14 protein-coding genes are annotated in these 24,432 nt (G+C 64.9%); 11 read left to right on the top strand and 3 right to left on the bottom strand.

Annotation, left to right across the window (positions count from 1 at the left end; all coding sequences use genetic code 11):
• Window positions 1-55: 55 nt before the first annotated feature.
• From ilvB to G3446_RS11230, 8 genes are all read left to right on the top strand, one after another.
• Entirely contained in the window at window positions 56-1,789 is a 1,734-nt protein-coding gene (gene ilvB, locus G3446_RS11265) for a biosynthetic-type acetolactate synthase large subunit (RefSeq protein WP_164452928.1), read from the top strand.
• A 589-nt stretch (window positions 1,790-2,378) separates the two neighbouring features.
• Window positions 2,379-3,884 (top strand): sensor histidine kinase, encoded by a 1,506-nt coding sequence (locus tag G3446_RS11260; RefSeq protein ID WP_342450099.1) that lies wholly within the window; start codon window positions 2,379-2,381, stop codon window positions 3,882-3,884.
• Complete coding sequence (locus G3446_RS11255; RefSeq protein ID WP_164452927.1) at window positions 3,859-4,320, top strand: response regulator; 462 nt, start codon at window positions 3,859-3,861, stop codon at window positions 4,318-4,320. The genes G3446_RS11260 and G3446_RS11255 overlap by 26 nt, the downstream gene beginning before the upstream one ends.
• The gene (locus tag G3446_RS11250) at window positions 4,317-9,029 is read left to right on the top strand and encodes a PAS domain S-box protein (protein WP_164452926.1); all 4,713 of its coding nucleotides are present in this window, start codon (window positions 4,317-4,319) and stop codon (window positions 9,027-9,029) included. Before G3446_RS11255 ends, G3446_RS11250 begins: the two co-directional genes overlap by 4 nt.
• A gap of 221 nt (window positions 9,030-9,250) precedes the next feature.
• A complete protein-coding gene (locus G3446_RS11245) occupies window positions 9,251-11,425 on the top strand; it encodes a malate synthase G (RefSeq protein ID WP_164452939.1) in 2,175 nt (724 codons plus the stop codon).
• Window positions 11,426-11,670: 245 nt separating this feature from the next.
• Window positions 11,671-12,012, top strand: a complete 342-nt coding sequence (locus G3446_RS11240) for a TusE/DsrC/DsvC family sulfur relay protein (protein ID WP_164452925.1) — start codon at window positions 11,671-11,673, stop codon at window positions 12,010-12,012.
• A gap of 370 nt (window positions 12,013-12,382) precedes the next feature.
• Window positions 12,383-13,690, top strand: coding sequence for an aminotransferase class V-fold PLP-dependent enzyme (locus G3446_RS11235; RefSeq protein WP_209262355.1), 1,308 nt, complete (start codon window positions 12,383-12,385; stop codon window positions 13,688-13,690).
• Between the two features lie 474 nt (window positions 13,691-14,164).
• Complete coding sequence (locus G3446_RS11230; RefSeq protein WP_164452923.1) at window positions 14,165-14,422, top strand: FmdB family zinc ribbon protein; 258 nt, start codon at window positions 14,165-14,167, stop codon at window positions 14,420-14,422.
• 107 nt (window positions 14,423-14,529) lie between these two features.
• On the opposite strand, the gene G3446_RS11225 is transcribed toward G3446_RS11230, so the two are convergent.
• The 3 genes from G3446_RS11225 to G3446_RS11215 form a co-directional block, all read right to left on the bottom strand.
• The gene (locus G3446_RS11225) at window positions 14,530-15,603 is read right to left on the bottom strand and encodes an AI-2E family transporter (RefSeq protein WP_164452922.1); all 1,074 of its coding nucleotides are present in this window, start codon (window positions 15,601-15,603) and stop codon (window positions 14,530-14,532) included.
• A 9-nt stretch (window positions 15,604-15,612) separates the two neighbouring features.
• Window positions 15,613-15,999 carry a hypothetical protein gene (locus G3446_RS11220; RefSeq protein ID WP_342450098.1) on the bottom strand — a complete coding sequence of 129 codons (387 nt, stop codon included), beginning with the start codon at window positions 15,997-15,999 and terminating at the stop codon, window positions 15,613-15,615.
• Between the two features lie 365 nt (window positions 16,000-16,364).
• Window positions 16,365-17,276, bottom strand: coding sequence for a selenium metabolism-associated LysR family transcriptional regulator (locus G3446_RS11215; RefSeq protein WP_164452921.1), 912 nt, complete (start codon window positions 17,274-17,276; stop codon window positions 16,365-16,367).
• A 680-nt stretch (window positions 17,277-17,956) separates the two neighbouring features.
• Here G3446_RS11215 and G3446_RS11210 point away from each other — a divergent pair.
• The 3 genes from G3446_RS11210 to G3446_RS11200 all read left to right on the top strand — a co-directional run bounded on the left by G3446_RS11210 (window position 17,957) and on the right by G3446_RS11200 (window position 24,428).
• Complete coding sequence (locus G3446_RS11210) at window positions 17,957-19,249, top strand: OmpP1/FadL family transporter (RefSeq protein WP_164452920.1); 1,293 nt, start codon at window positions 17,957-17,959, stop codon at window positions 19,247-19,249.
• A 498-nt stretch (window positions 19,250-19,747) separates the two neighbouring features.
• Entirely contained in the window at window positions 19,748-20,980 is a 1,233-nt protein-coding gene (locus G3446_RS11205; protein WP_164452919.1) for an EAL and HDOD domain-containing protein, read from the top strand.
• Between the two features lie 655 nt (window positions 20,981-21,635).
• Window positions 21,636-24,428 (top strand): EAL domain-containing protein, encoded by a 2,793-nt coding sequence (locus G3446_RS11200; RefSeq protein ID WP_342450097.1) that lies wholly within the window; start codon window positions 21,636-21,638, stop codon window positions 24,426-24,428.
• The last annotated feature ends 4 nt before the right edge of the window (window positions 24,429-24,432 follow it).

The following is a 24,432-nucleotide window of genomic DNA, read 5'->3' as shown; positions in this document are numbered from 1 at the left end:
CGCGTTATGATCCCAGGCTCGATCGTTCGCACGCGTTAAATCAATCACAAATGTCATGACAGATCCGACCCGAACCGGCGCAGCCGTCCTGCTCGATGTCCTGAACGACCTCGGTGTCGAAACCGTTTTCGGTCACACCGGGGGGGCCGTCATCCCCATCCACGTGGAGATCAACCGGCGTCTGCGGCGTGGTGACAAGGTTCCCAAGTTCGTCCTGTGCCGCCAGGAGGGTGGCGCTGGGCATGCCGCGGAGGGCTACGCGCGTGCCAGCGGTCGGATCGGCGTCGCCTTGGCCACCTCGGGGCCGGGTGCCACCAACCTGGCAACGCCCATCGCCGACGCCTACAAGGATTCGCTGCCGACGCTCTTCATCACCGGGCAGGTGCCGAGCGGCGCCATCGGCTCGGATGCCTTCCAAGAGGTCGACACGGTTGGGATGACGCGTCCCATCTCTAAGCACAACTACCTGGTCAAGGATGTGCGCGACCTCGAGTGGGTCATGCGCGAGGCCTATGCCCTGGCGACGCACGGTCGCCCCGGTCCCGTGGTGGTGGATATCTGCAAGGATGTCCAGCTCGCGCCCCTGGACGAGAGTCGTGCCGCGCGCGTGCGTCACCGCGAGCCAGTGCCCTTTGACGCTCCCAAGGCGGATGCCATCCTGGATGCCTTGAGCAGCGCTCAGCGCCCCGTGGTCAAGGCCGGGGGCGGCATCATACATGCCAATGCCTCGCTTGCGCTGCAGCGTTTCGTCGAGCGCTTCCAGGTCCCCGTCACCACGACCTTCAACGCCCTGGGCTCACTGCCCTTCGAGCTGCCGCTCAATCTGGGTATGCCGGGCATGCACGGCACCATTCCGGCGAACTATGCGCTCCGCGATGCCGACTTCATCCTCTCGCTCGGCGGGCGTTTCGACGACCGCGTCGCGGTGCGCGGCTTTGCCGAAGGCAAGCGGATCGCCCATATCGACATCGATCCGTCCGAGATCGACAAGACCATTCAGACCGATCTCTACCTCGTTGCCGGCCTGGACGAGTTCCTGGCCCACGCCTTGGCCTCCGGGCGCTCGGCGCGGCATGCCGACTGGGCCGCGCAGATCCTGGATTGGCGCGCCCAGATGCCCAAGCCCTATGGGGAGTCCGACTACATCAAGCCGCAGGCGGTGGTCGAGATCATCTCCGAGCTGACCAAGGGCGAGGCGACCCTGGTGACCGGCGTCGGACAGCACCAGATGTGGGCCGCGCAATACTATCGCTTCCGCCGACCGCGCCAGTGGGTCAGCTCAGGGGGGCTCGGCACCATGGGATTCGGTCTCCCGGCGGCCATCGGTGCTTGGTACGCGGACCCGGAGTGGCCCGTCGTACTGATCGACGGCGACGGCAGCTTCCAGATGAATATCCAGGAGCTGGGAACCGTCGTCGCCAATCGGGTGCCGCTCAAGATGTTCGTGCTCAACAACAGCTTCCTCGGCATGGTGCGCCAATGGGAAGACATGATGGACGAAGGGCACCACTACGAGACCTGCATGGCCCGCACGGCCGACTGTGATCCCGAGTGCACCCAGCTCGATCAGACCTGTCGGCGCCAGATCCCCAATCTGACCGGGCTCAAGTACGTCTATCCCCGACTCAAGACGATGCGGATCAAGGACCCCGCCGCGCTGCGCGAAGGCGTCGCCGCCGCCTTGGTCGAGCCAGGCCCCGTGCTGGTCGATGTCTGGATCGACAAGGCGGAGAACGTCATTCCCATGGTACGTCCCGGCCACAGCCTGGATCAGATGATCGAGTCCTGATCGTCGGGCCGATCGGTCGACTCTGTGGGCTTCAGGCCCAGGTCGTCGAGTCGAGCAGTGGAGTCGGGTGGACGAGCGAGAGAGACTGTGAAGAAATCCGCCGTAGGTTGGGCTGAGGTACGAAGCCCAACATGGCGGTCGGCCTAAGGCACTGATTGTTTGGCCTCCTGCGTCGGCCCGACCTACGGCAAGATGCGGTCTTCGCGGTGCGCCCGGAATACTTTCACAGTCTCGAGAGCCAAGTCCGCCGAGCTCCGTGCCCGCAGCCTGCGTTGCGCGCGTCTATCCGCAGGACAGCTGGCCGAAGATGCTCATGGGCGGCCGCTAGAGAGCATCGCCCGCTGCCCGCTGGCGGTCATTTTGTCCGATTGCCCTTCTGTTTTTCTCAACGCCGCCGATAATTCAAAGCTGAGGACAGTCGGTGCTTCGTGCCTACCCGGCGACTGTGCCGGGCACCCTTCGGGTGGCTGCGCAAGCGATCCGGCTGTGCCTCGGGTCGGTCAGACCCGGATGTCCTTGACCGCTCTGTCCTGTTTTTGGGGTCTGGCGGTTGGATGCTGGCGACTCCTCTGGTGTCGACGCATCTGCCGTGCTTCCACTGACCGCCATGGGCATCAAGGCCAAGCTCAAGCTGATCGGACTGCTTCCGCTCGTGATGGCGGTCGTCTTCAGCTTGACCTTCTATCGTGGCCAGGACCGGCTCGACATCCTGCGTGAGCGTGCTCAGCTGGCCGAGGAGATGCTCGAGGAGCTGCGGCAGCTCCAGCAGGTCAGCCGCCGCTTCGTCGAGAGCCGCGTCAACTCGGGGCGCCGCAAGGGCTACCGGCTGCTCGAGGACCTCGACCTCCAGATGCTGGCGCTCAAGGCCTCCGCGAGCGCGCCCGGTCTGGTGACTCTACTGAGCGAAATGGAGAGGCGGCTGATCCTGATCCGCATCCATTTCATGAACCTCGACGGGCTTTCGGTGCCCGCGCTCCGGCAGCTCGATGATCCCCAGAGCCGTGAGGTCGCCAGCCGCCTCTTCCGCTCGATCAGCGAGCTGCAGCCCTTCGCGCAGCGCCTTCACCGTCTGAGCTACGCCGCCGCGACGGCCTACAGCGACCAGCTTTGGGTGACCGAGCTGTGGCTGTTCGGCGGCTCCGCCGTCGTGGTGCTTCTCCTGACCCATCCCATGCTCAAGCGCGTCGGGGCCGCGATTCATACCCTCAGCGCCGAGACCAAAAAGGTCGGCCGCGGCGGTGTCCCCGAGGGCTTGGTGCTGGCTGGGGAGGACGAGTTCGCCCAGCTCGGCAAGGACTTCAACCGGATGCTGCACAGGCTGGCGGAGGCCGAGCAGGCGCGCGAGCAGCGTGCGCGCGAGCTCGAGGACGCCGTCAAAGACCTGGAGAACTTCAGCTATTCCGTCTCGCACGATTTGCGCGCACCCCTGCGGGCGATCGACGGCTTCATCGGCATCTTGCAAGAGGACTACGGACCCTCATTCGACGATGAGGGCCGTCGGCTCTTCGCCGTGGTAAGCGACAATGCCAAGCGCATGGAGCAGCTGATCGACGACATCCTGTCCCTGTCGCGCGCCGGTCGGCTCGAGCTCGAGCAGCTCGAGATCGACATGAATGGGCTGGTCGATGAGGTTTGGGCGACGCTCTCCGAGGAGCGGTCCGGTCGATCGGTACGCTTCATCTGCGGGGACCTGGGAAGGGCGGCCTGCGACCCCCGGGCGATCCGCCAAGTCTGGCAGAACCTTCTTGCCAACGCCGTCAAGTTCACCTGGGGGCGCGACCCAGCCGTCATCGAGGTCAGCGCCGAGCGGCTCCCCGGCGCTATTCGCTATTGCGTCACGGACAATGGCGCGGGGTTCGACCCCGCCTATAGCAGCAAGCTCTTCGGGCTCTTCTTGCGTCTGCACAGCGTCGACGAGTTCGAGGGGACCGGGGTCGGTCTCGCCATCGTCAAGCGCTTCGTCGAGAAGCATCACGGGCATGTCGAGGCAACTGGAGCGGTCGGCGAGGGCGCCGCCTTCAGCTTCACCCTGCCGACCGTCCCAACCGATCGCTCACAGGAGCAGCAGTATGGTCAGTCAAGACTTCATGGTTGACATCCTCCTGGTCGAGGACAACGCCAACGACGCGGAGCTGGCGATGCGCGCCCTGCGTAAGAACAACCTGGCTAATCGGCTGGAATGGGTCAAGGATGGTGCCGCCGCGCTCGACTTTCTCTTTCACCGCGGCAGCTACGCGCAGTGGCCGAAGCAGCTGCCCCGCGTGGTGCTGCTCGACCTGCGCTTGCCCAAGGTCGACGGCATCGAGGTGCTGACCGCGATTCGGGGCGATCCGACGACACGCGAGCTGCCCGTCGTGGTCCTGACCTCCTCGCGCGAGGAGCAAGACCTGGTCGCGACCTACCAGCTCGGGGTCAACAGCTTCGTCGCCAAGCCCGTTGCCTTCGACGAGTTCGCGCGTACCGTCGCGAGCCTCGGCATGTACTGGGTGCTCGTCAACCGGGTGCCGCCCGAGATTCGGCAGGAGCGATGAGCGAGCCGCTGCGCATCCTGCTTCTGGAAGACAGCCCGGTCGACGCCGAGCTGACCGAGCGCGCCCTGCGCAAGGCCGGATTGCGCTTCGAATCGCGGCGGGTGCTGGGGCGTGATACCTTCCTCGCCGCCCTGGATGCCTTCGCGCCGGATATCGTCCTTGCGGACTACAGGCTACCCCAGTTCGACGGTCGCCAGGCGCTGGACTTGGCGCATGAGCGTCAGCCCCTGCTGCCGTTCATCTTCGTCACGGGCGCGCTGGGTGAGGAGGCCGCCGTCGAGCTGCTTCGCGCGGGGGCCCACGACTACATCCTGAAGGACCGGCTGACTCGCCTGCCGACGGCCATCGGCCAGGCGCTGGCGGTGCGACGGCAGCAAGCGGAGCTGCAGTCGACTCAAGCCGCGCTGCGCGACAGCGAGGCACGCTACCGCGCCCTGGTCGAGAGCACGCTGGATTGGATCTGGGAAGTGGATGCCGAGACGCGCTACACCTACGCCAGCCCGGTCTGTCAGCAGCTCCTCGGCTACAGCCCGGACGAGCTGGTCGGGCGAACGCCCTTCGACCTCATGGCGCCAGACGAGGCCGAGCGCGTAAGCCAGGCCTTCCGTGCGATTGTCAACGCGCGGCGCGCCTTTTCCATGCTCGAGAATACCTGTCTGCACAAGGACGGGCATGCGGTGGTCTTGGAAACATCTGGTACGCCGCTCTTGGCGAGCGACGGGAGTTTTCAGGGCTACCGAGGGATCGACCGCGATATCACCGCGCGCAAGCGCGATGAGGCGGCGCTGCGCCTACAGACCAGGCGCGCGAGCGCCCTGCTGGAGCTGCCACGGGCGGCGGAGCGCATGACCGAGGCCGAGCTGATGCAGTTCGGCCTGGAGCTGGCCGAGGAGCTGACCGAGAGCGCCATCTCCTTCATCCATTTCGTGCACGAGGATCAGCAGGAGATCGAGCTGGTGACCTGGTCCGGCCGCACACTGGAGGAGTACTGCGAAGTGGCGTTCGACCGTCACTATCCCATCGGCCAGGCCGGAATCTGGGCGGATGCCTTGCGCGCCCGCGCTCCAGTGGTGTTCAACGACTATGTCTCCGCGCCCAACAAGAAGGGCCTTCCGGAGGGACATTCCCGCCTGGAGCGGCTGATCAGCCTGCCGGTGATCGAGGGCGATCTGGTGCGCATGATGGCGGGCGTGGGCAACAAGCCGAGTCCCTACAGCGACACGGATGTCGAGACCCTGCAGCTGATCGCCAACGAGATCTGGCGCATCGTGTGGCAGCGCCGCGCGGAACGGGAGCTGCGCGCGAGCGAGGTGCGCTACCACGCCTTGTTCGAGAGCATGCGCAGCGGTGTCTGTATCTTCCAAGCCTCGGATGATGGACAGGATTTCTTGATTCGGGATGCCAATCTCGCCGTCGAGCGCATCGAGGGCATCCGTCGAGCCGACATCAGGGGCCGCAGGCTGACCGAGGCCTTCTCGGGTGTCGAGAAGATGGGATTCCTGGGCGCGCTCAAACGGGTCTGGGAGACGGGGACGCCCGAGCACCTTGCGCCCGGCTACTACCAGGATGCGCAGCGCTCGGGCTGGCGCGAGAGCTTCGTCTATCGCCTCTCGGACGGCGATCTGGTCGCGGTCTACGACGATGTCAGCGAGCGCATCGAGCTCGAGCGGGCGCTCGAGGAGAGCCGCGAGCGACTGTCGCTGGCGTTGGACGCGGCCGAGGTCGGCATGTGGGATTGGCGTATCCCGACCGGCCAGCTCGAGGTCAATGCGCGCTGGGCGCAGATGCTTGGGTATGAGCTGGAGGAGCTGGAGCCAATCACCGTCGACACCTGGAAGCATCTCTGCCATGCGGACGATCTCGTCGAGGCGCTTCATGCGCTGGAGCGCCACTTCGCCGGCGAGCTGGATGTCTATGAGGCCGAGGCCCGCCTCAAGCACAAGGACGGCCACCTTTGCTGGGTGCTCGATCGCGGGCGCGTGGTCGAGTGGGATGCCGACGGGAATCCGCTGCGCATGGCGGGGACCCAGCTCGATATCTCGGCGCGAAAACGCTCCGAGGAGCGTCTGATGCAGCTGTCCCTGGCGGTGGAGCAGACGCCCACCAGCATCGTCATCACTGATGCCGAGGGGCGTATCCAGTACGTCAATCCCGCGTTCTCCCAAGCGTCCGGCTACAGTCCCGAGGAGGCGATCGGCGAGAATCCGCGCATCTTGAGCTCCGGCAATACGCCCCCGGAGGTGCACCGCGAGCTTTGGGATACCCTGGCCCGCGGTGATGTCTGGCGCGGCGAGTTCATCAACAAGCGCAAGGACGGTGTCGAATACGTCGAGCAAGCCGTGATCTCGCCGGTGCGTCAGCCGGGCGGCGAGGTGACGCACTACCTCGCGGTCAAGGAGGACATCACGGAGCAGAAGCGCGTCGAGGAGGAGCTGGAGCACTATCGCCTGAACCTGGAGGAGCTGGTCGAGACCCGCACCGCCGAGCTGCGGCTGGCGGAGGAGCGCAGCCGTCTCATCCTGGAGTCCAGCGCGGATGGGCTCTTTGGCGAAGACACCCAGGGGCGGGCCACCTTCATCAATCCAGCCGCCTGCGCCATGCTGGGCCTCAAGCCCGAGGAGGTTCTGGGGCGCGCGATGCATGAGCTGATTCACCACAGTCGCGCCGACGGCACGGCCTTGGAGAAGTCGCTCTGTCCCCTGCATGGGGCGCTGAGCGAGCACAAGGTCATTCGCCAGGTCGAGGATGTCTTCTGGCGCGCGGACGGGCGCTCCTTCCCGGTGACCTATTCCTCCCACCCCATGTACAAGGATGGAGAGGCCATCGGCTCGGTGGTCAGCTTCATCGATATCTCGGTGCAGAAGCAGACGGAGGCGGCGCGCGAGGCCGCGCTGGCGGAGGCGGAGCGTCTCGCGCGGCTGAAGAGCGAGTTCTTGGCCAACATGAGTCACGAGATTCGCACGCCATTGAACGCAGTCTTGGGCTTCGCGCAGGTCGGGGAGCGGCACAGCGACGCAGGCAAGGCCAGGGACTACTTCAAGCGTATCTTCGACTCCGGTCAGCTGCTGCTGGGGATCGTCAACGACATCCTGGATTTCTCCAAGATCGATGCCGGGAAGCTGGTCGTCGCCGAAGCAACTGTGGATCTGCGTGCCCTGATCGAGCGCATGAGCGACATGATCGCCACGCGCATCGAGGACAAGGGGCTGAGATTCGTTCTGCGGGAGGGGCGCGAGCTGCCCGCGACCTTCCGCGGCGACGATCTCAGGCTGGCGCAGATCCTCGGAAACCTCCTCTCCAACGCCATCAAGTTCACCGAGCGCGGACAGATCTCGCTCGGCATCGAGCGCCAGGCCGATCGGCTTTGCTTCTGCGTCGAAGACACAGGTATCGGCATGACGCCGGAGCAGCTCGACAATCTCTACCACCCCTTCGAGCAGGCGGATGGCTCCATTACCCGCCGCTTCGGCGGCACTGGGCTCGGGCTTGCGATCAGTAAGCGGCTCGTCGAGATGATGGGCGGGGATATTCGTGCCCGAAGCCAGCCAGACAAAGGCACGCGGTTCGATGTGCGTATGCCGCTGAGGGCGCCGCGCGGTCAGCTCGGGGCCCACCGCACCACGCCGCGTGCGCCTGCGCTGGCCGCCGTGGGGCGTGCGCGCCTGCACGGGCTCGTCATCCTCGTTGCCGAGGACAATCCCGCGAATCGGCTGGTCCTCGAGGAGCTGCTCAACGGCGAGGGTTGCTGGCTGGTGCAGGTCGAGAACGGGTTTGAGGCGGTCGAGCGGGTTCGCCAAGACGGCGCGGCTGCCTTCGACCTCGTCTTGATGGATATCCAGATGCCGGTGATGGATGGCTTGGAGGCGACCGGCCGCATCCGTGAGCTGGCTCCCGAGCTGCCCATCGTCGGCCTGACCGCCCATGCACTGCAGTCGGAGCGGGCGCAGTGCCTGAACGCGGGCATGGTCGATCACATCGCCAAGCCGGTCGATCTCGATGCACTCATCCAGACAATCCTGCGCCACGTCGCTCGGGGCAGCCATGAGGTGGGCGCGGCCCCGGGCGCGCAGCCGCGCTTGCCCGAGGTGACTCCTCTGCCGCTGGAAGAGGGGGTGGACTCTTGGATCGATTGGCGGGCGCTGGAGGTGCGCTACGCGCGTAACCCGGCCTTCGTGCCTCGGCTTCTGGGCTCTATTTTGGACTCCAATGCCGACCAGTCCGCCTGCTTGAGGGCGGCCGTCGAGAGTGGTGACATGGATCAGCTGATCTTCGTCGCTCACCGCCTGAAGGGGACGGCGGGGACGCTGTTCGCCGAAGGCTTGGCGCTGCTGGCTGCGCGCGCGGAATCCGACGCACGCGAGCGCGGTGCCGAGGCGTTACGCTCGGGCCGGCATCTGGCCGATGCGCTGGACCTTGCCCTGCGCGAGATTCGCGAGTCCCCTTGGCTGCGCGTGCAGCCGCCCTTGGCGAGCCCGTCGGGCGATGCCCTGTCGAGCGCGGGCTCGCTGCCGGAGTCCGTCGACCAGCTCAGGGTCCTACTTGAGATGGACGACACTCAGGCCAATGCTCTCTATGAGCGCGATCAGGCGCTCTTGATCCAGGCCTTCGGCGAGGAGGCGCGCCGGCTTGGTCTCCAAATCCAACAGTTCGACTATCAGGCCGCGCTGAAGACGCTCAGCGGCATGCTGGCGCAGGTTGATCGGGCATGAGGGCAGCGTGGCTGCGGCCTCGAAGGCGATCGGGGGCAGCTGGTGACCTGCATGGCCTGCTCAATGATCTGCTGATGCAATTTTGAGCTTTAGGCAAATCAATCCATTTGATGTTGCACCTGCGAAAGCACGGCCTGATCCTATCCAGTCTTTGCTAGACCCATCCTACCAATAAGCCTTTGCGGGGCCCTCGTCCATCGGGGGAAACGGAGGTCGAGATGATGACTGAATACCTGGATGTCGGTGGCCTCAAGGTCGCCAAGCCGCTGTACGACCTTGTGAAGCAAGAGATCCTGCCGGGGCTCGGGCTCGATCCGGATGCCGTTTGGGGCGCCTTCGGCGAGATCGTCCGTGAGCTGGGGCCGCGCAATCGGGAGCTTCTGGCCAAGCGCGACGCGCTGCAGCGCCAGCTCGACGACTGGCATCGCGCGCATGCTGGGCAGCCGCTCGATCTCGGCGCCTATCGCGCCTTCCTGACCGAGATCGGCTATCTGGTGCCCGAGGGGCCTTCATTCTCTATCAGTACGGCCAATGTGGACCCGGAGATCGCCGAGATCGCCGGGCCGCAGCTGGTAGTGCCTGTGAGCAATGCCCGCTATGCGCTCAATGCCGCCAACGCACGCTGGGGCAGCCTCTACGACGCCCTTTACGGGACCGACGCCATTCCCGAGGACGGCGGGCTGGAGCGGGGCAGCGAGCTGAGCCCGGCGCGGGCCGCCGCGGTGATCGCGCGGGCGGCGGCTTTCTTGGACGAGGTGGTGCCGCTCAATCGCGGCTCGCACGGGGACGCCTGTGGCTACAAGCTGGAGAGCGGCAAGCTGGTCGTCCTGCTGCCGGACAACAGCGAGACCATGCTCAAGGATACCGGGCAATTCGTCGGTTATCGTGGCAATGCCGATCAGATCACCGCCGTCTTGCTCGACAACAATGGTCTGCACATCGAGCTGGTGATCGACCGTGAGCACCCGGTCGGCAAGCAGAGTGCGGCCGGCATCGCCGACATCCTGATGGAGTCCGCCGTCACCAGCATCCAGGACTGCGAGGATTCCGTCGCCGCGGTGGACACAGAGGACAAGGTCGGCGTCTACCGCAACTGGCTCGGCCTCATGACAGGGGATCTGACCGCGAGCTTCACCAAGGGCGGGCGCATGGTGGAGCGCGCACTTGCCGAGGACCGCAGCTACAGCCGCATCGGCGTTGGCTCGCTCACGCTGCCTGGGCGCTCGCTGATGCTGGTGCGCAATGTCGGTCATCTGATGACGACGGATGCCGTGCTCGACGCGGAGGGCAACGAGGTGCCCGAGGGCATGCTCGACGGCATGGTGACGGTGCTCTGCGCCTTGCACGACGTCCACCCGGAGCATGGCCGCAAGCGCAACTCGCGCTCGGGCAGCGTCTACATCGTCAAGCCGAAGATGCACGGCCCTGAGGAGGTCCAGCTGGCGGTGGATCTCTTTGGGCGGATCGAGGGCGCGCTGGGCCTGGCGCCCAACACGCTCAAGATCGGCATCATGGACGAGGAGCGCCGCACCACGCTCAACCTCAAGGAGTGCATCCGGGTGGCGCGCGAGCGCGTCATCTTCATCAACACAGGCTTCCTGGACCGCACTGGCGATGAGATCCACAGCTGCATGGAAGCTGGGGCCGTGCTGCGCAAAGGGGACATGAAAAAGGCCCCCTGGCTGCTCGCCTACGAGGACTGGAACGTGGATACGGGGCTGGCCTGCGGTCTGCGCGGCTATGCCCAGATCGGCAAGGGGATGTGGACCATGCCGGACGAGATGGCGGCGATGCTCGCGACCAAGGCCGCGCACCCGAAGGCGGGGGCCAACTGCGCCTGGGTGCCGTCGCCCACAGCCGCGACCCTGCACGCGATGCACTATCACCAGGTCAAGGTGGCGGATGTCCAGGCCGAGCTCGCCAAGGGCGAGCCGCGCGCGACCCTGGAAAATTTGCTGCAGATCCCGCTCGACCCGGAGTGCGCCTGGACGCCCGAGGAGATCCAGGAAGAGCTGGACAACAACTGCCAGGGTATCTTGGGCTACGTGGTCCGCTGGATCGACCAGGGCGTCGGCTGCTCCAAGGTGCCGGACATCGCCAACCTGGGGCTCATGGAGGACCGCGCCACACTGCGCATCTCCAGTCAGCACGTTGCCAACTGGCTCCGCCATGGCATTGTCTCGGAAGAGCAGGTGATGGAGGCCCTGCGCCGCATGGCCGAGGTGGTGGACGAGCAGAATGCAGGTGATCCGCTCTACCGCGCCATGGCGCCCGGCTACGACGGCGTGGCCTTCCTGGCGGCCTGCGACCTCGTCTTCAAAGGCTGCGAGGTGCCGAACGGCTATACGGAGCCGACGCTCCACGCCATGCGCAAGCGTTTCAAGTCTGCGCACTAGCCTCTCGCTCCTCCCCTGCCGATTCGGCCGCCATCGAGCGCGGATACGCTCGATGGCGGCTGCCCGGTCTCATCGCTCCTTGCATCCCTGGGATTTCCGGTCATGCTTGAACATGCGTGATTGAGAATTGTCAATCCATCGGGCGCGTGCCTCATGCGCCGCGCTCAATAACAGGACTCGCTGCCAGCGGAAAGGCGCTAACCACCAAGCTGACCTGATCCACCGAAAGGTGGTGGAGGAAGATCATGTCGACCACCCAGATTGCAGGCCGAGACCTGCAGATCAACAAGCAAGGGCTCCTCGCCGACTTCGACGCCTGGGCGCCGGAGATCGCCCAGGCCATGGCGGAAGAGGAGGGGCTCGATCTCTCCGATTGCCACTGGAGGGTGATCCACTTCCTGCGCGACTACTACGCGACCCATGAGATGCCGCCGTCGCCCAAGGTCATCGTCAAGTCGATCGGCGCCGAGCTCTCCGAGCACCTGCCCTGCACGCGCAAGCACTTGGAGTCGCTCTTCCCCGATGGTGGCTGCAAGCAGGCATGCCGGCTGGCGGGCCTGCCAAGGTACTACTGTCACTCCTGCTGAAAACCTCCCATCCGCACATCGAGTGCGAGCCGACCGGCTCGCATCGGTGTGCGCCCTCCAAGAAAGAGCTGGAGGCTCTTCGCAGGTCCAAGGATCGCCTCGGCTCCCAGCGTCGACAGCGACTGGCCCATGAGTGTTTTCTGATTGATCTTCGTCAATTCTCTGGGCAGTTCGCTTCTGGGCTTGGGCGCAAAGACCGGAATTGCGACCTGGGTCTCTGATCCACGCTACGTTGTACGCTTCGCTTGCTACTCCCAAAACAGGAATGGATCTCATGGCAGTGAAGTCAAATACACGAAACGCACAGCATTCGAACTCAGCGCTCGACCGTCGGTCGTTTCTCAAGCTCGCCGGTGCGACGGCCGTCGGCGTGGCCACACTCACCGGGCCAATGGCGGCGATCGCCGGGGGGCAGGGACGCTCGACCCTGAACATCCAGCCGGGCTGGAGCGACGACAAGGTCTTCAAAGAAGTCCGCAAGCTCTTTCTGCTCGATCGGCACGCCACCTACATGAACATCGGCACCACGGGCTCTATGCCCAAGCCGGTGCTCGACAGCTACGATACCTACAATCGCATCGTCGCGACCTCTCCCTGGGACATGCAGGGCGAGTGGGGCGCATGGCCCTATACTGGCGATCTCGTCGCGCGGATCGCCCCCCAGTTCGGCTGCAATGCGTCCGAGCTGGTGATGACCCGCAATACGACCGACGGCATGGTCAGCGTGCTGCACGGCTTGGACCTCCGTGAGGGAGATCACGTCATTGCGACCCACCATGAGCATGTGGCGGCGACCTCACCGCTTTGGGTGCTCGCGGATCGCTTGGGCGTTCAGGTCGAGTACGTCAGCATCCCGGTCTTCCCGGGCTCCGAGGACGACTATCTGGCCGCGATCGAGGCGGCGATTCGCCCCGAGACGCGTCTTATCGTGATGTCGCACGTGACCTACAAGACGGGAGCTGTCCTGCCGGTCGCACGAATCTGCGATGATGTCGCGGTGCCGAATGGGATTCCGACACTGATCGACGGTGCCCATGGCTCCGGCATGCTCAGCTTGGATCTTCATGCCATCGACTGCGATTTCTATGCAGCCTCCGGTCACAAGTGGCAATGCGGTCCGGGCGGGACTGGGCTGTTGTACGTGAGGGACGGCGCCGCGCGCCGCGCCGAATTCTGGCCGGAGCGCAAGCCGATGTGGGCCGTCAACTCGTCGCTAGCGCACTATGTCGATCGCTTCGGATGGCAGACGGCTTTGCAGTACAAGGGCAACGACAACTACCCGGCGCTTCGCGCCCTGGCCGATGTCTGCGATCTCTGGGGCAGCATCGGACGCGATCGGATCGAGAGCTGGGACAAGGACCTCAGCCAGCTGACTCGCGACTTGATCCGCGAGCAGCTTCCGGACGCGGTCCTCTATACGCCGGACATTCGTGAGCTCACCGGGGGCATCACGGCCTTCAATCCCTTCACGGACCAAGCCGACCTGTCGACGCTGACGCAGTTCCGTGACCGGCTGCGCGAGGAGTACGGCTATATCGTCCGAACCACGGATTTCGAGCTGACCTCTGGCGGCGAAGCCGTTCACGCGCTGCGTATCTCGACGCACCTCTTCCATGACCAGGGCGACGTCGAGGGCCTTGTCGACGCGATGCGCGATCTGTTCGAGCGCATGGTCTAGGCGCGGCTGCGCAGGGGAGCCAATTGCCGATCCAAGGTGGCATTTGGCTCCCCTTGTCCGGCCTGCTAAGGAGCTGTCCATGTCTCGTTTCCCGATTTGGGTCTCTGGTGACGCAGCTCCAGCTGCGTCACCCGCGAGACGAAGCTCCGCTTCGCGAGTCTGAGGGTAAGCCCTGCTTTTCGGCCTGGTGCAGGGGCCGGAAGTGCTCGGCGTCGTGAAGCAGAGCTTCGTCGCCGAGGTCACGAAGCAGGAGCTTCGTGACCAGAGCAGCGGGAGGCAGTTGACGGACACTTCCTAGGTGATCGCCCGACGCAGACGCGATGGGTCGCGGAGATCCCGCCGCGTCCTCGCGAGCACTATCGGGCACTGCGCCTCAGGATGAATAACCGCGGGTCTCGGTGGGCTTTGCCTCGGCTTCGCGCTTGCCTATAATCGCGCGCATTAGCGTTTATCGATATTCGACGGAGAGACAAGATGCCAACCTATGATTATCGGTGCGAGGCCAATGGGCAGGTCATCGAGGTGAGTCACCGCATGAGCGAGACGCTCAGCAATTGGGGCGAGCTTTGCGAGCGGGCGCGGCTGGAGCTGGGCGACACCCCGGCCGATGCCCCGGTGCATCGCTTGGCGACTGGCGGCAATGTGGTCACCAGCTCCAGCCTGGGGAGCGGCACCGCGCCGGCATGCCCGACGGGGAGCTGCTGCTCGGGCGGGATGTGCGGTCTCAACTGAGGCGGCTCTCGAATAACGCGGCTCGTGATTCGAGCCGCCCAAGAGCGCCCTGCCGGAGAGCCTTCCGGCAGGGCGTTTTTCCTGCGGAAGGCGCTATTGCCGCCCGATCATGCCGCGCCTGTCGATTCCGTCTGAATGCTTCGTCTTGGCCAGGCGGTCAGGGTCGCCTGGACCAGCGTGGCCAGTGGGATCGCGAAGAAGACGCCCCAGAAGCCCCAGAGACCGCCGAAAACTAGGATGGCGACGATGATGGCCACGGGGTGGAGGTTGACCACTTCCGAGAAGAGCAGCGGGACGAGCACATTGCCGTCGAGGGCCTGGATGATGCCGTAGGCCACGGTCAGCCAGGCGAACTGCGAGGACCAGCCCCATTGGAACCAGGCGACCAGCAGCAGGGGCACGGTGACGACGGCGGCGCCGATGTAGGGGATGATCACCGAGAGCCCGACCAGCAGCGAGAGCAGCATGGAGTATTTGAGCCCGAAGGCATAGAAGGTCACATAGCTCACCGCCCAGACGATGAGGATCTCCCAGGCCTTGCCGCGCACATAGTTCGAGATCTGCCGGTCGACGTCTTTCCATACGTCGCCGGCGATGCCGTGATGCCTGGGCAGGTGCTGGCGGAACCAGCCGAGGATGAGCCCCTTGTCCTTCATGAAGAAGAAGACGAGGATCGGCATTAGGATGAGGTAGACCATGATGGTGATCACGCCGACGACGCTCGCGAGCGACCAGGACAGGACCTGTTGACCGAAATTGACCACCTCGGCCCGCAGCGAGGCGATCACCTCGTCGACCTGGCCCTGGGTGACGATCTCCGGATAGCGCTCGGGCAGGTCCATGAGCACCCGCGTCCCTTCCGACACCATGTTCGGCAGCTGCTGTACCAGGTCGGTGATCTGGCGTGACAGCAGCGGCATGACCACCACCAGCACCGTGACCACGAATGCCAGGAAGAGGGCGTAGACCAGAACGACGCTGGCGAGGCGCGGCAGGTTGCGCTCCTCCAGCTGGCCGACCAGGCCCTCGAGCAGATAGGCGATGACGATGCTCGCCAGCACGGGCGCAAGCATGTCTCCCATGGTGAGGACGACCGCGAAGCCGGCGAGCAGCAGCGCGGCGAGAAAGACGATCTGCGGGTCCGAGAGATTGCGCTGGAACCAGCTTGCGAAGATGTTCATGGGACGGGACTAGCCTTCCGGGCTGTGTTTGCGACGGTATTCCGAATAGTGATGGGCAAAGAGTGCCTCGAGCTCGTCGATGACCTCGGGCGCGCCGCGGCCTTGGAGGACGTGCGCCGACATGAGCGCCGAGGTCTCATTGAGCAGCGCGTCGCGCTCCAGCATGGCGTAGGTCTGCGACAGCCGCTTGATGGCTCCCACGACCGTCTCTTTCTCGGGCCGCGGCATGAGCCTCGGCTCCTCGATGATTTCAGGTGTGCCTAGCGACTCAGGTGCGTCGCGCTGCGCCAGGAAATCGGCCAATGTGAGCAACGTCTGACGGTCGCCCGCGGAGAGCTTGCGAAAGCGTTTGATCAATCGCCGTTCGTCGGCGGATTCGGTTGGTCGGCTCAACACGCTGGAAGACTCGGCTTCGGAGGCAGTACGACTCGGATGCATGGGGGTGGCGCCGACGACCTCGGTCATGGCGGCAGCCCGTGGAAGCGCGATGATACCTGGAGATGTGTCGACAGTCTTCGCGGAAGGTCCACGTCTAGACCACTGAGCACTTCAGACCAGTCGGCACTTCGGACCAGTCGGTATTTCAGACCAGTGCGTAGCGAGGCGCGAGATCCTGGTCGCTGCCCTGGGCTGCGCTGCGCCTAGCGGGGCGTCCAGCCTCGTTCGGGGGCCGGGATGAGTGATTCGACAAGAAAGGCCGTCGGGCGTTTCCTCTCGACCGGTAAGTCGCGCGGGCAGGCTGGCAGCCGTTCGGCGGTCCTCTAGGTGGCGTGCTCGCTCTGGCGATGGCAATACTCGCGCGCGAACTCCAGCAGCTCTTCCATGACGCGGAGCCGAAACTTCTGCTTCTGGTGGACGAAGGAGAAGGGGCGCTCCAGCGGCGGGCTGAGCTGCAGTGCTACGAGCGTGCCCAGTCTGAGCTCCTTCTGGATGGTGGCTCGAGAGACCACGGACACACCCATGCCCGCCTCGACGGCCCCCTTGATGGCCTCTGGGCTGCCTAGCTCCATCGCGACTTTCAGCGCGGTGTTGCAGCTGGGCTGGATCTGGAGGTAGTCGCTGATGACCTCGCGCGTGCCAGAGCCTTCTTCCCGGCAGATGAAGGGGTATTCCAGCAAGCGCTTGACCTCGACCTCCTCGAGTGCGGCGAGGGGATGGTCGGGCGGCACGATGGCCACGAGCTGATCCTGCTTGCAGACCTCGACGACGAGATTCTTGTTCGCGACCGGCGCCTCCACGATCCCGAGGTCGATGGCGTTGCTCTCGACCATGGAGACGATGCCTTCGGAGTTGGCCACCTTGAGGTGAATCGTGACGTCGGGGTAGCGCTCTTTGAAATCCCCAAGCAGGGTCGGGAGCATGTACTCGGCGATGGTGGTGCTGGCGCCGATGGTGAGGGCGCCGCTGATCTCGCCAGTGATCTCCCGAACCGCGTTCTCCATTTCGGCATAGAGCTCGAAAATGCGCTCGGACGACGCATAGACAACGCGTCCCGCCTCGGTCAGGCTGATGCGGTTGTGCGTCCGATCGAAGAGGCGTGTGTTGAAGTGCTCTTCGAGCTGTCGCACCTGAAAGGTCACCGCGGGCTGCGTCATGTGCAGCGTTTCCGCGGCCTTGGTGAAGCTCAGGAGTCGGGCAACGGTATGAAACACCTGAAGTCTGCGATCCGCCATCCAGATGTCACTCTATTAGATGTCTATGGCTACGAAGTGTATGGCTAGATAGAAATTCCTTATATCACAGACCCATCAGCCGTACCTAGCGTGACGGCTAGCGAGCTAGCCCCCGATCGGGCCGCTCAGATACGGGGTCCGTGTCTGTGACTTTTCGCATACATGACAAAATGTCGCAACAAAGTATGGAAACGGAGCGGGCCATGTCATAGAGTTCTCCGCGGCTTATCGAGACCCGAGCGCCTTGAGATGACGGCGATTTCCGAAGTGAAAGGCTCTTTGAGGAATCGACGGGCTAGGCTCCGGCTCGATGTTGCCCCGCAGCCGTTGGAAAGTGGACGCACTGCATGAGTCTAGGCCTTGGTCATCAGTTGGGCCGGCAGGGTGGACGAGCGAGAGCGAAGTCCACCGAATCCCGCGCCGGCGCAGGTGGACCGCGCTGCGCTTGTCCACCCTTCGGGAGACAGCTGGCCGAAACCATGATCGACGCCTGAGTCTAGGTCGCCATCGCAGCATGAAATGCCGTCCGACTGGGTGATTCTCAAGTCAGCGCTCCGGCTCCCGTACGTCGTCCTCCTCTTGAAACGGTTTGCCTTCGAATGAGGCATGGGCGCAATCGAGCTGGATGGCTCGAAGGCCAAGCATGTCCGTTTACAGAGTCGATGTTAAGGAATCACCACATGATGAATCAGAGGGTCGCCCGCTCAATTGCGCTGCTGATCGCAGCCGGCGCCGTCGGGGCTCAAAACGCCGCCTTGGGTGCAGGCTTCATGCTGCCCGAGGCTTCCGTCGCTGGCCTTGGCACCGCGAACGCCTTGGTCGCGAACCCAGAGGAAGTCGGCGCGTTCGCCTACAACCCGGCTGCCATGGGGTTCCACGATGAATCCAGCATCGCGGTTGGCACGGTACTCATCAGTCCGAGCTTCTCCGTCGAGACCGCGTCAGGTAGCCACGATAGCCAGGGGGCGGATTGGGTCGCCTTGCCTGCCCTCCAGGCGGCGCTCAAGCTCAATGATGCTTGGCGCCTGGGCTTTGCCGTCAATACGCCTTTCGGTCTGGAGACCCGCTGGGAGGACGGGGCCTTCCCGGCCGTCAGTGGTACCAGGACCCTGCCGGTTCCGGCTCCGCTCGATCCCGAGGTCCCGCTCGGTCATCCCACGGCGAGCCAGCTCGAGGTGGTGGACTTCAGTCCGACAGGCACCTATCGCGTCAACGACAACCTGAGCCTTTCCGCGGGCCTGGACATCTACTGGACCAAGACCGCGAAGCTCGCCTCGACAGCCGGCTCTCTGAAGGGCGACGGCATGGGACTGGGCTTCAACCTTGGGGCGCTCTATCGCGAGGGGCCTTGGAGCCTGGGCGCCTCCTATCGCTCGAGTGCGACCGTCGATGTCAGCGGCGACTATGTGCCCTTGAGCCAGACGCTGGTCTATCTCGGGCGCTTGGCGCCCGCGCAGAAGGCCGAGGTCGACTTCGATCTGCCTTGGCGGTTGCAGGTCGGTGCGCGCTATGCGGTGAATGGTCAGCTCGCGGTCGAGGTGGATATCACGCGCACCGGCTGGAGCAGCTTCAATGACCTCAAGGTCACCGGCAAGGGCACGGGCGAGGTGATCTTCGCCGATCAGAACGATTGGGACGATTCCAATGCCTATCGGCTCGGCGTCACCTATCAGGTGCAGCCGCAGACCCAGCTGCGCTTCGGCTACACCTACGACGAGACCGCGCAGGGTGACGATCACTTCAGCGCGCGCGTCCCCGACAACGACCGCCATCTCTTCAGCATCGGTCTGGCGCAGTCTCTCGGTCAGGGCTACAGCCTCGAGGCCGCCTACATGTATGTCACGGCCGACGACCGCAATTACCGCAGCAGCACTACCTACACCGGAGCCGATCTGAACGGGACGACGGCGCTCGACGGCGACTACTCCTTCGATGCCCATCTGGTGGGTCTGCAGATCGTCAAGACCTTCTGAGGCCGCGGCCTCTGTCGTGCTCAGTTCCATCCTGGGCTGCAGCAAGGGGTGACGCTGGGAGTGTTGACCTCTCGGTCAGCAGATTCCGGCCCGGAGGCCGACACTCCCAGCACTGATGTCGCCCGAATCCATGATGGGATCCCAGCTTGGAGCACAGAGGTGCTGGTGCAGGGATGCGCTCGCCCCCTCCCTGGCCGAGCATTCGCCTGCGCTGACGCCGAGCGCCTGCCTCGGCCCGTGGCGCTCGATCGCGCCGCTGCGCCATGCGCTTGCGGGTCGTATCCGGCCAATCTCGATTACATTCCAGCTCCCCGTCCCCACGCTCGACGGTCCCTGCTGCGCCGGGGCGCTCGCGCTGGCGCTGCCGGAGGCTCCCGCCCTCAGTGCGCGGAATCTGAGCGCGACGTCACGCATTGCGCCCTCGATCTGGCCGACCATAATGGGGTCTTGACCGCTCGCGCAGAGAGCCCGCGATCCCCGCCTGGCTTGTGACCCTATATGACAGATGCATTTCTCGGCGTTCAGCCCATCTTCGATCGTGAGCGGCAGGTCGTCGCCTACGAGCTCCTGTTCCGAAATGCGGATGGCGGTCTTGCGGGGAGCGGATTGGATGGCGACACGGCGAGCTCGCAAGTCATCGTCAACGCCTTCGCGGATATCGGTGTCGAGCGACTGGGGCGCGACAAGAAGCTCTTCATCAACCTGACCGAGGGCCTGCTGTCCAGCGGGCTGATCGAGATGCTGCCGCCAAAGCGGGTCGTGCTCGAGATCCTCGAGACGGTGAAGGTCACGCCCGAGCTCGTGGCCGCTGTAAAGGAGCTTGTCGGCGCGGGGTTCGAGATGGCCCTGGACGACTTCGTCTACGGCGCCGACTGGGATCCCTTGATCGCCCTCAGCGGCATCATCAAGCTGGACGTGCTCGGTGACGACGAGGAGGTCATTCGGGCCAAGATCGAGGCGATTCCTGGGGTGCGACGCCCCCGCCTGCTCGCCGAGAAGGTCGAGACCAACATCCAGTTCGTGCAATGTCTGAACATGGGCTTCGATCTCTTCCAGGGCTACTATCTGGCGCGGCCGCGCGTCATCTCCGGCAAGCGTCCTCCGGAGAATCGGCTGCAGGCGCTCAAGGTGCTCGCACGCCTGCAGGATGACGACATCAGTCTGCAGGAGGTCGAGCTGCTCATCAGTCAGGACGTCACCCTCAGCTACCGGCTGCTGAGGTTTCTCGGCAGCGCGGCCGTTTCGCAGGGGCGACCGATCCACAATCTGATGCAGGCCATCTCCCTGGTCGGTCTGCGCACCATCCGGCAATGGGCGGCGCTCATTGTGCTGGGCAGCATCGGTTCCGAGAGCCAGTACAGCTTCACCCGCTCGCTGACCTTTGCGCGCTTCTGCCAGATGGTCGGCGAGCGCCATCTACCCAAGCTCAAGGACGCGCTCTTCACCGTTGGCCTCTTCGCCAATCTGGACGAAATCCTCGGCGTTCCGCTTGCCGAGGCGCTGGAGCACCTTCCGCTCGACGCTTCGCTGAAAGAGGCCCTGCTGCGCCATGCGGGTACGCTGGGGCAGGTGCTGGCAGGTGCTGCGCAGATCGAGTCCGTCGATCAGGTCAGCGTCGACTTGCCGGCGGGCCTCGATTCTCGGGACCTGTCCAGCTATTTTCTCGAGGCCTTCGCTTGGGCCCAGGAGATCCAGGCCGAGCTGGCGGGCTCCTCTGGCGTGAGGCTCTGACGGAGCCTCATCCATCCTGCAGTGGGCTGGACGTCTCTGGGTAGATTCCGGGACCCTGAGCCAGCGCAAAGTCTTGCCCGGTATTCTCCTCTAGGAATGGGGTGTATAGTCACGTTCCGTGGTCTTCTTGCCTGGTGCGAGCCGATGAGCCGATGAGGCGCATGCGGCGGCTAAGAAGGGTTGGCGCTGGTTTGCCGTGTTGAGTCGCCTCGTCGCCCGGATCGCTCTGGAGCTCCAGGATCTCATGACGTTTGCGATCATGGTCGAGGCGATGGGGGCAAGCCTGGCCAGCTTTTTCGCAAGAAGGGGGGCACCTAGGCTTTCACACTTTTTGTAAATTTGTGCGCCTGAGTTTCTCGATCGGGTCCTCAGCTTGTTGAGAGAGCGTTTTGCGAGGGATGCGAAATGGATCGAGCGGAGCATGGATGGGTGCGTCGTGGCTGCAAAGGTCCGCGTACTCTCGTTAGGCCATCTGCGACCGGCCAGCCCGGGATGCGTGACGGCGAGCGCTGGGGGACGTGGCGATGAGCGACGCCGATCTACCCGCCGGCGCAGTGCTCGAGGGCGAAGGGCAGCCCGGCCGCGGCCGCTCGATGAGGCGTCGTGATCCCATCGATCGTCTCGGCCGAATGATGCGGCTCACCGGGGCCGCTGGGTGGGCGCTGGATCTCCGCACGGATTGGCTCGAGACCGATGGGCGCTGGCGCGAGCCCATGATCTCGAGGGCTGCGCGCCTCGGCTCCAAGACTGGATCGGCTGCGTGCATGCGCAAGACCGGTCTTTATTGCGTGCTGAAATTGCAGTGGCGCGCGACCGAGCAGGGCCGATCTCGCTGCGCTATCGCGCGGTCGTGGCTCCTGACGGCGAGGCGCGGTCGATCGAGGCGCGCGCCGAGACCTGCCGCGACGACGCGGGGCGCCCGATCGGTCTCGTCGGTGTTGCGATCGACGTCACCGACCAGGCTTCGGCCGAGGCGGCGCTGCGGGAGTCCCGGGCTCAGCTGCGGCTGGCCCTGCGGCTGTCGCAGACGGGCGTCTGGGATTGGGACCCGCACACTGGCAGGGTGCGCTGGCTCGAGGGCGTGGACGCCCTGTGGGGGCTGCCCGAAGGCATGTTTCAAGGCACCTACGAGGACCTGGGCTCGCGGATCCATCCCGACGACCTCATCGCCTGGAAGGAAAATGTAACCGCCTGTGTCGAGCAGGGCACCGAGCATCACTTGGAATTTCGCGTGCGCTGGCCGGACGGCTCGATTCACTGGCTGGGCGCCTATGGTAACGCCGTGCGCGATGCGCATGGCCGGGCGACGCGGGTGGCAGGTGTCGTGCGCGACATCACCAGGCTCAAGCTCGCGGAGGATGAGCAGTCCAGGTTTTTCCGCCTCTCCCCGAACCTCTTCCTGATCGCGGATGGCGATGGCCGTATCCGAAGGGCCAATGCCGCCTGGGGCGACTTGCTCGGTTACGACGGCGAGACGCTCATCGGACGCTCCGTGCTGGATTGCGTCGATAGGGCGGATGTCGGCGCCATGGCTCGTGTGCTACGCAGCCTGGGTCGGGCGTCCGAGCATGTCCGGCTCGAGTGTCGCATGCGCTGCAAGGGCGGCGAGGCTCGGATCCTGGCTTGGTCGATCGCCGCTCAGCCCGAGGCTCGACTCATCTATGCCGTCGGCCAGGATCTGACCGAGCAGCGCGCGAAGGATGCCAAGCTCACGCAGGCCGGGACCCGATATCGCGAGCTGGTGGAGCACATGTCCGACGGCGTCGCCGTCTATCGGGCCATCGACCAAGGCCGCGACTTCGTCGTCGCGCAGCTCAATCCGGCGGGTGAGCAGATCACCGGGGTGTCGGCTCGGGAGGCCTTGGGCCGGCCGCTCTTGGATGCCTTTCCAGGGCTGGCGGCGACTGGCTTGAAGGATGTGCTCCAGCGCGTCTATCGCAGCGGCGAGGCGGAGCAAGTGCCCATGCTGCGCTATGCCGACGAGCGGCGCGATCAATGGATCGAGGGCCGTGTCTACAAGCTGCCGAGCGGCGACGTCGTCGGGGTCTTCTCGGATGTCACGCGGCGCAGGCTGACCGAGCAGACGCTGGAAGATGCGCTCAAGCGCTTGGAGTCGCTCGCCTACTATGATCAGCTCACCGGTCTGCCAAATCGCCGCTTGCTGCTCGATCGGCTGCAGCAGGCGATGCAGGTCGCCGATCGCGAGCACAGCCAAGTCGCGGTCTGCTACCTGGATCTGGACGACTTCAAGCCGATCAACGATGAGCTTGGGCACGAGGCGGGAGACGGCTTGCTGCGCATCGTCGCCGAGCGGCTCAGGGCAAGCGTGCGCCCCGGCGATACGGTGGCGCGCTGGGGCGGCGACGAGTTCGCGCTCGTACTTGCCGATGTCGGCAGGCCAGGAGTCTGCGCCCAGACGCTCGACCGTATCCTGCGCGGCCTCGCCGCCAGCAACCTCATAGAGGGTCAGCCCAGGCGCATCTCGGCGAGCATCGGCGTCACGCTCTATCCCAAGGATGCGGCGGATGCCGACGGCTTGCTGCGCCATGCCGATCATGCCTTGTATCTCGCCAAGCAGGGCGGCCGCAACAACTACCAGTTCTTCGACGCCCGAGAGGACCGGCTCGCGGCGGCGAATCGCGCCATGCTGGAGGCGATCGGCAGGGCCATCTCCAGCGACGAGCTGCGGCTCCTCTACCAGCCCATCGTCAACATGCGGAGCGGGCGGATGGATGGCGTCGAGGTGCTCGTCCGGTGGCAGCATCCCGAGCGCGGGCTCTTGCTGCCCGTCGATTTCATGCCTTCCATCGAAGGGATCGAGCTGTCGCGCCGATTGGACCTCTGGGTTCTGGATCACGCCTTGGCGCAGCAGACCGCATGGCTCGAGGCTGGGCTGCAGCTCAAGCTGCGGGTCAATGTGTCGACGCATTCGCTGCGGACGTCCGGCTTCCTTCAAGAGATCGCTTGTCTGCTCGATCGCTATCCAGAGGCCAGGCCGCGAGGGCTGGCGCTCGAGATCGCGGAGTCGGCGGCGCTGGCGCAGATCGATGACATTGCCTCAGTGATCGGCCAGGCCGAGCTGCTGGGCATCTCATTCGCGCTCGACGATTTCGGAACCGGATTCTGCTCGCTCAATCTATTCCGCCGGCTCCACGCGCCTGTGCTCAAGATCGACCGCAGCTTCGTCGATCAGATGCTGAGCGACGCCGAGGATGCGCACGTGGTCGAGGGCGTCATCGGCCTCGCTAGGGCCTTCCGTCGCGAGGTCATCGCCGAGGGCGTCGAGACCCTGGCGCAGGGGCAGCGCTTGCTGGACATGGGGTGCGAGCTGGCGCAGGGCTACGGCATCGCTCCGCCGATGGCGGCCGCCGAGGTCTCCAGCTGGATCCAAGCCTATCGCGTGCCGGGCGAATGGCACGACTGCGGCGATGCGCGGACGGCATGCTGAGCGG

The organism is Thiorhodococcus minor (genome assembly GCF_010820565.1).
Taxonomy (GTDB): domain Bacteria; phylum Pseudomonadota; class Gammaproteobacteria; order Chromatiales; family Chromatiaceae; genus Thiorhodococcus; species Thiorhodococcus minor.
This window is presented reverse-complemented; position numbering and strand designations above follow the sequence as displayed.

Excerpts from the sequence above, each read along its gene's own strand:
- G3446_RS11230 (WP_164452923.1), top strand. The coding sequence starts at position 14,165 with ATGCCAACCTATGATTATCGGTGCGAGGCCAATGGGCAGGTCATCGAG.
- G3446_RS11250 (WP_164452926.1), top strand. The coding sequence starts at position 4,317 with ATGAGCGAGCCGCTGCGCATCCTGCTTCTGGAAGACAGCCCGGTCGAC.
- G3446_RS11255 (WP_164452927.1), top strand. The coding sequence starts at position 3,859 with ATGGTCAGTCAAGACTTCATGGTTGACATCCTCCTGGTCGAGGACAAC.
- ilvB (WP_164452928.1), top strand. The coding sequence starts at position 56 with ATGACAGATCCGACCCGAACCGGCGCAGCCGTCCTGCTCGATGTCCTG.
- G3446_RS11210 (WP_164452920.1), top strand. The coding sequence starts at position 17,957 with ATGATGAATCAGAGGGTCGCCCGCTCAATTGCGCTGCTGATCGCAGCC.
- G3446_RS11215 (WP_164452921.1), bottom strand. The coding sequence starts at position 17,276 with ATGGCGGATCGCAGACTTCAGGTGTTTCATACCGTTGCCCGACTCCTG.
- G3446_RS11225 (WP_164452922.1), bottom strand. The coding sequence starts at position 15,603 with ATGAACATCTTCGCAAGCTGGTTCCAGCGCAATCTCTCGGACCCGCAG.
- G3446_RS11240 (WP_164452925.1), top strand. The coding sequence starts at position 11,671 with ATGTCGACCACCCAGATTGCAGGCCGAGACCTGCAGATCAACAAGCAA.
- G3446_RS11245 (WP_164452939.1), top strand. The coding sequence starts at position 9,251 with ATGACTGAATACCTGGATGTCGGTGGCCTCAAGGTCGCCAAGCCGCTG.
- G3446_RS11205 (WP_164452919.1), top strand. The coding sequence starts at position 19,748 with ATGACAGATGCATTTCTCGGCGTTCAGCCCATCTTCGATCGTGAGCGG.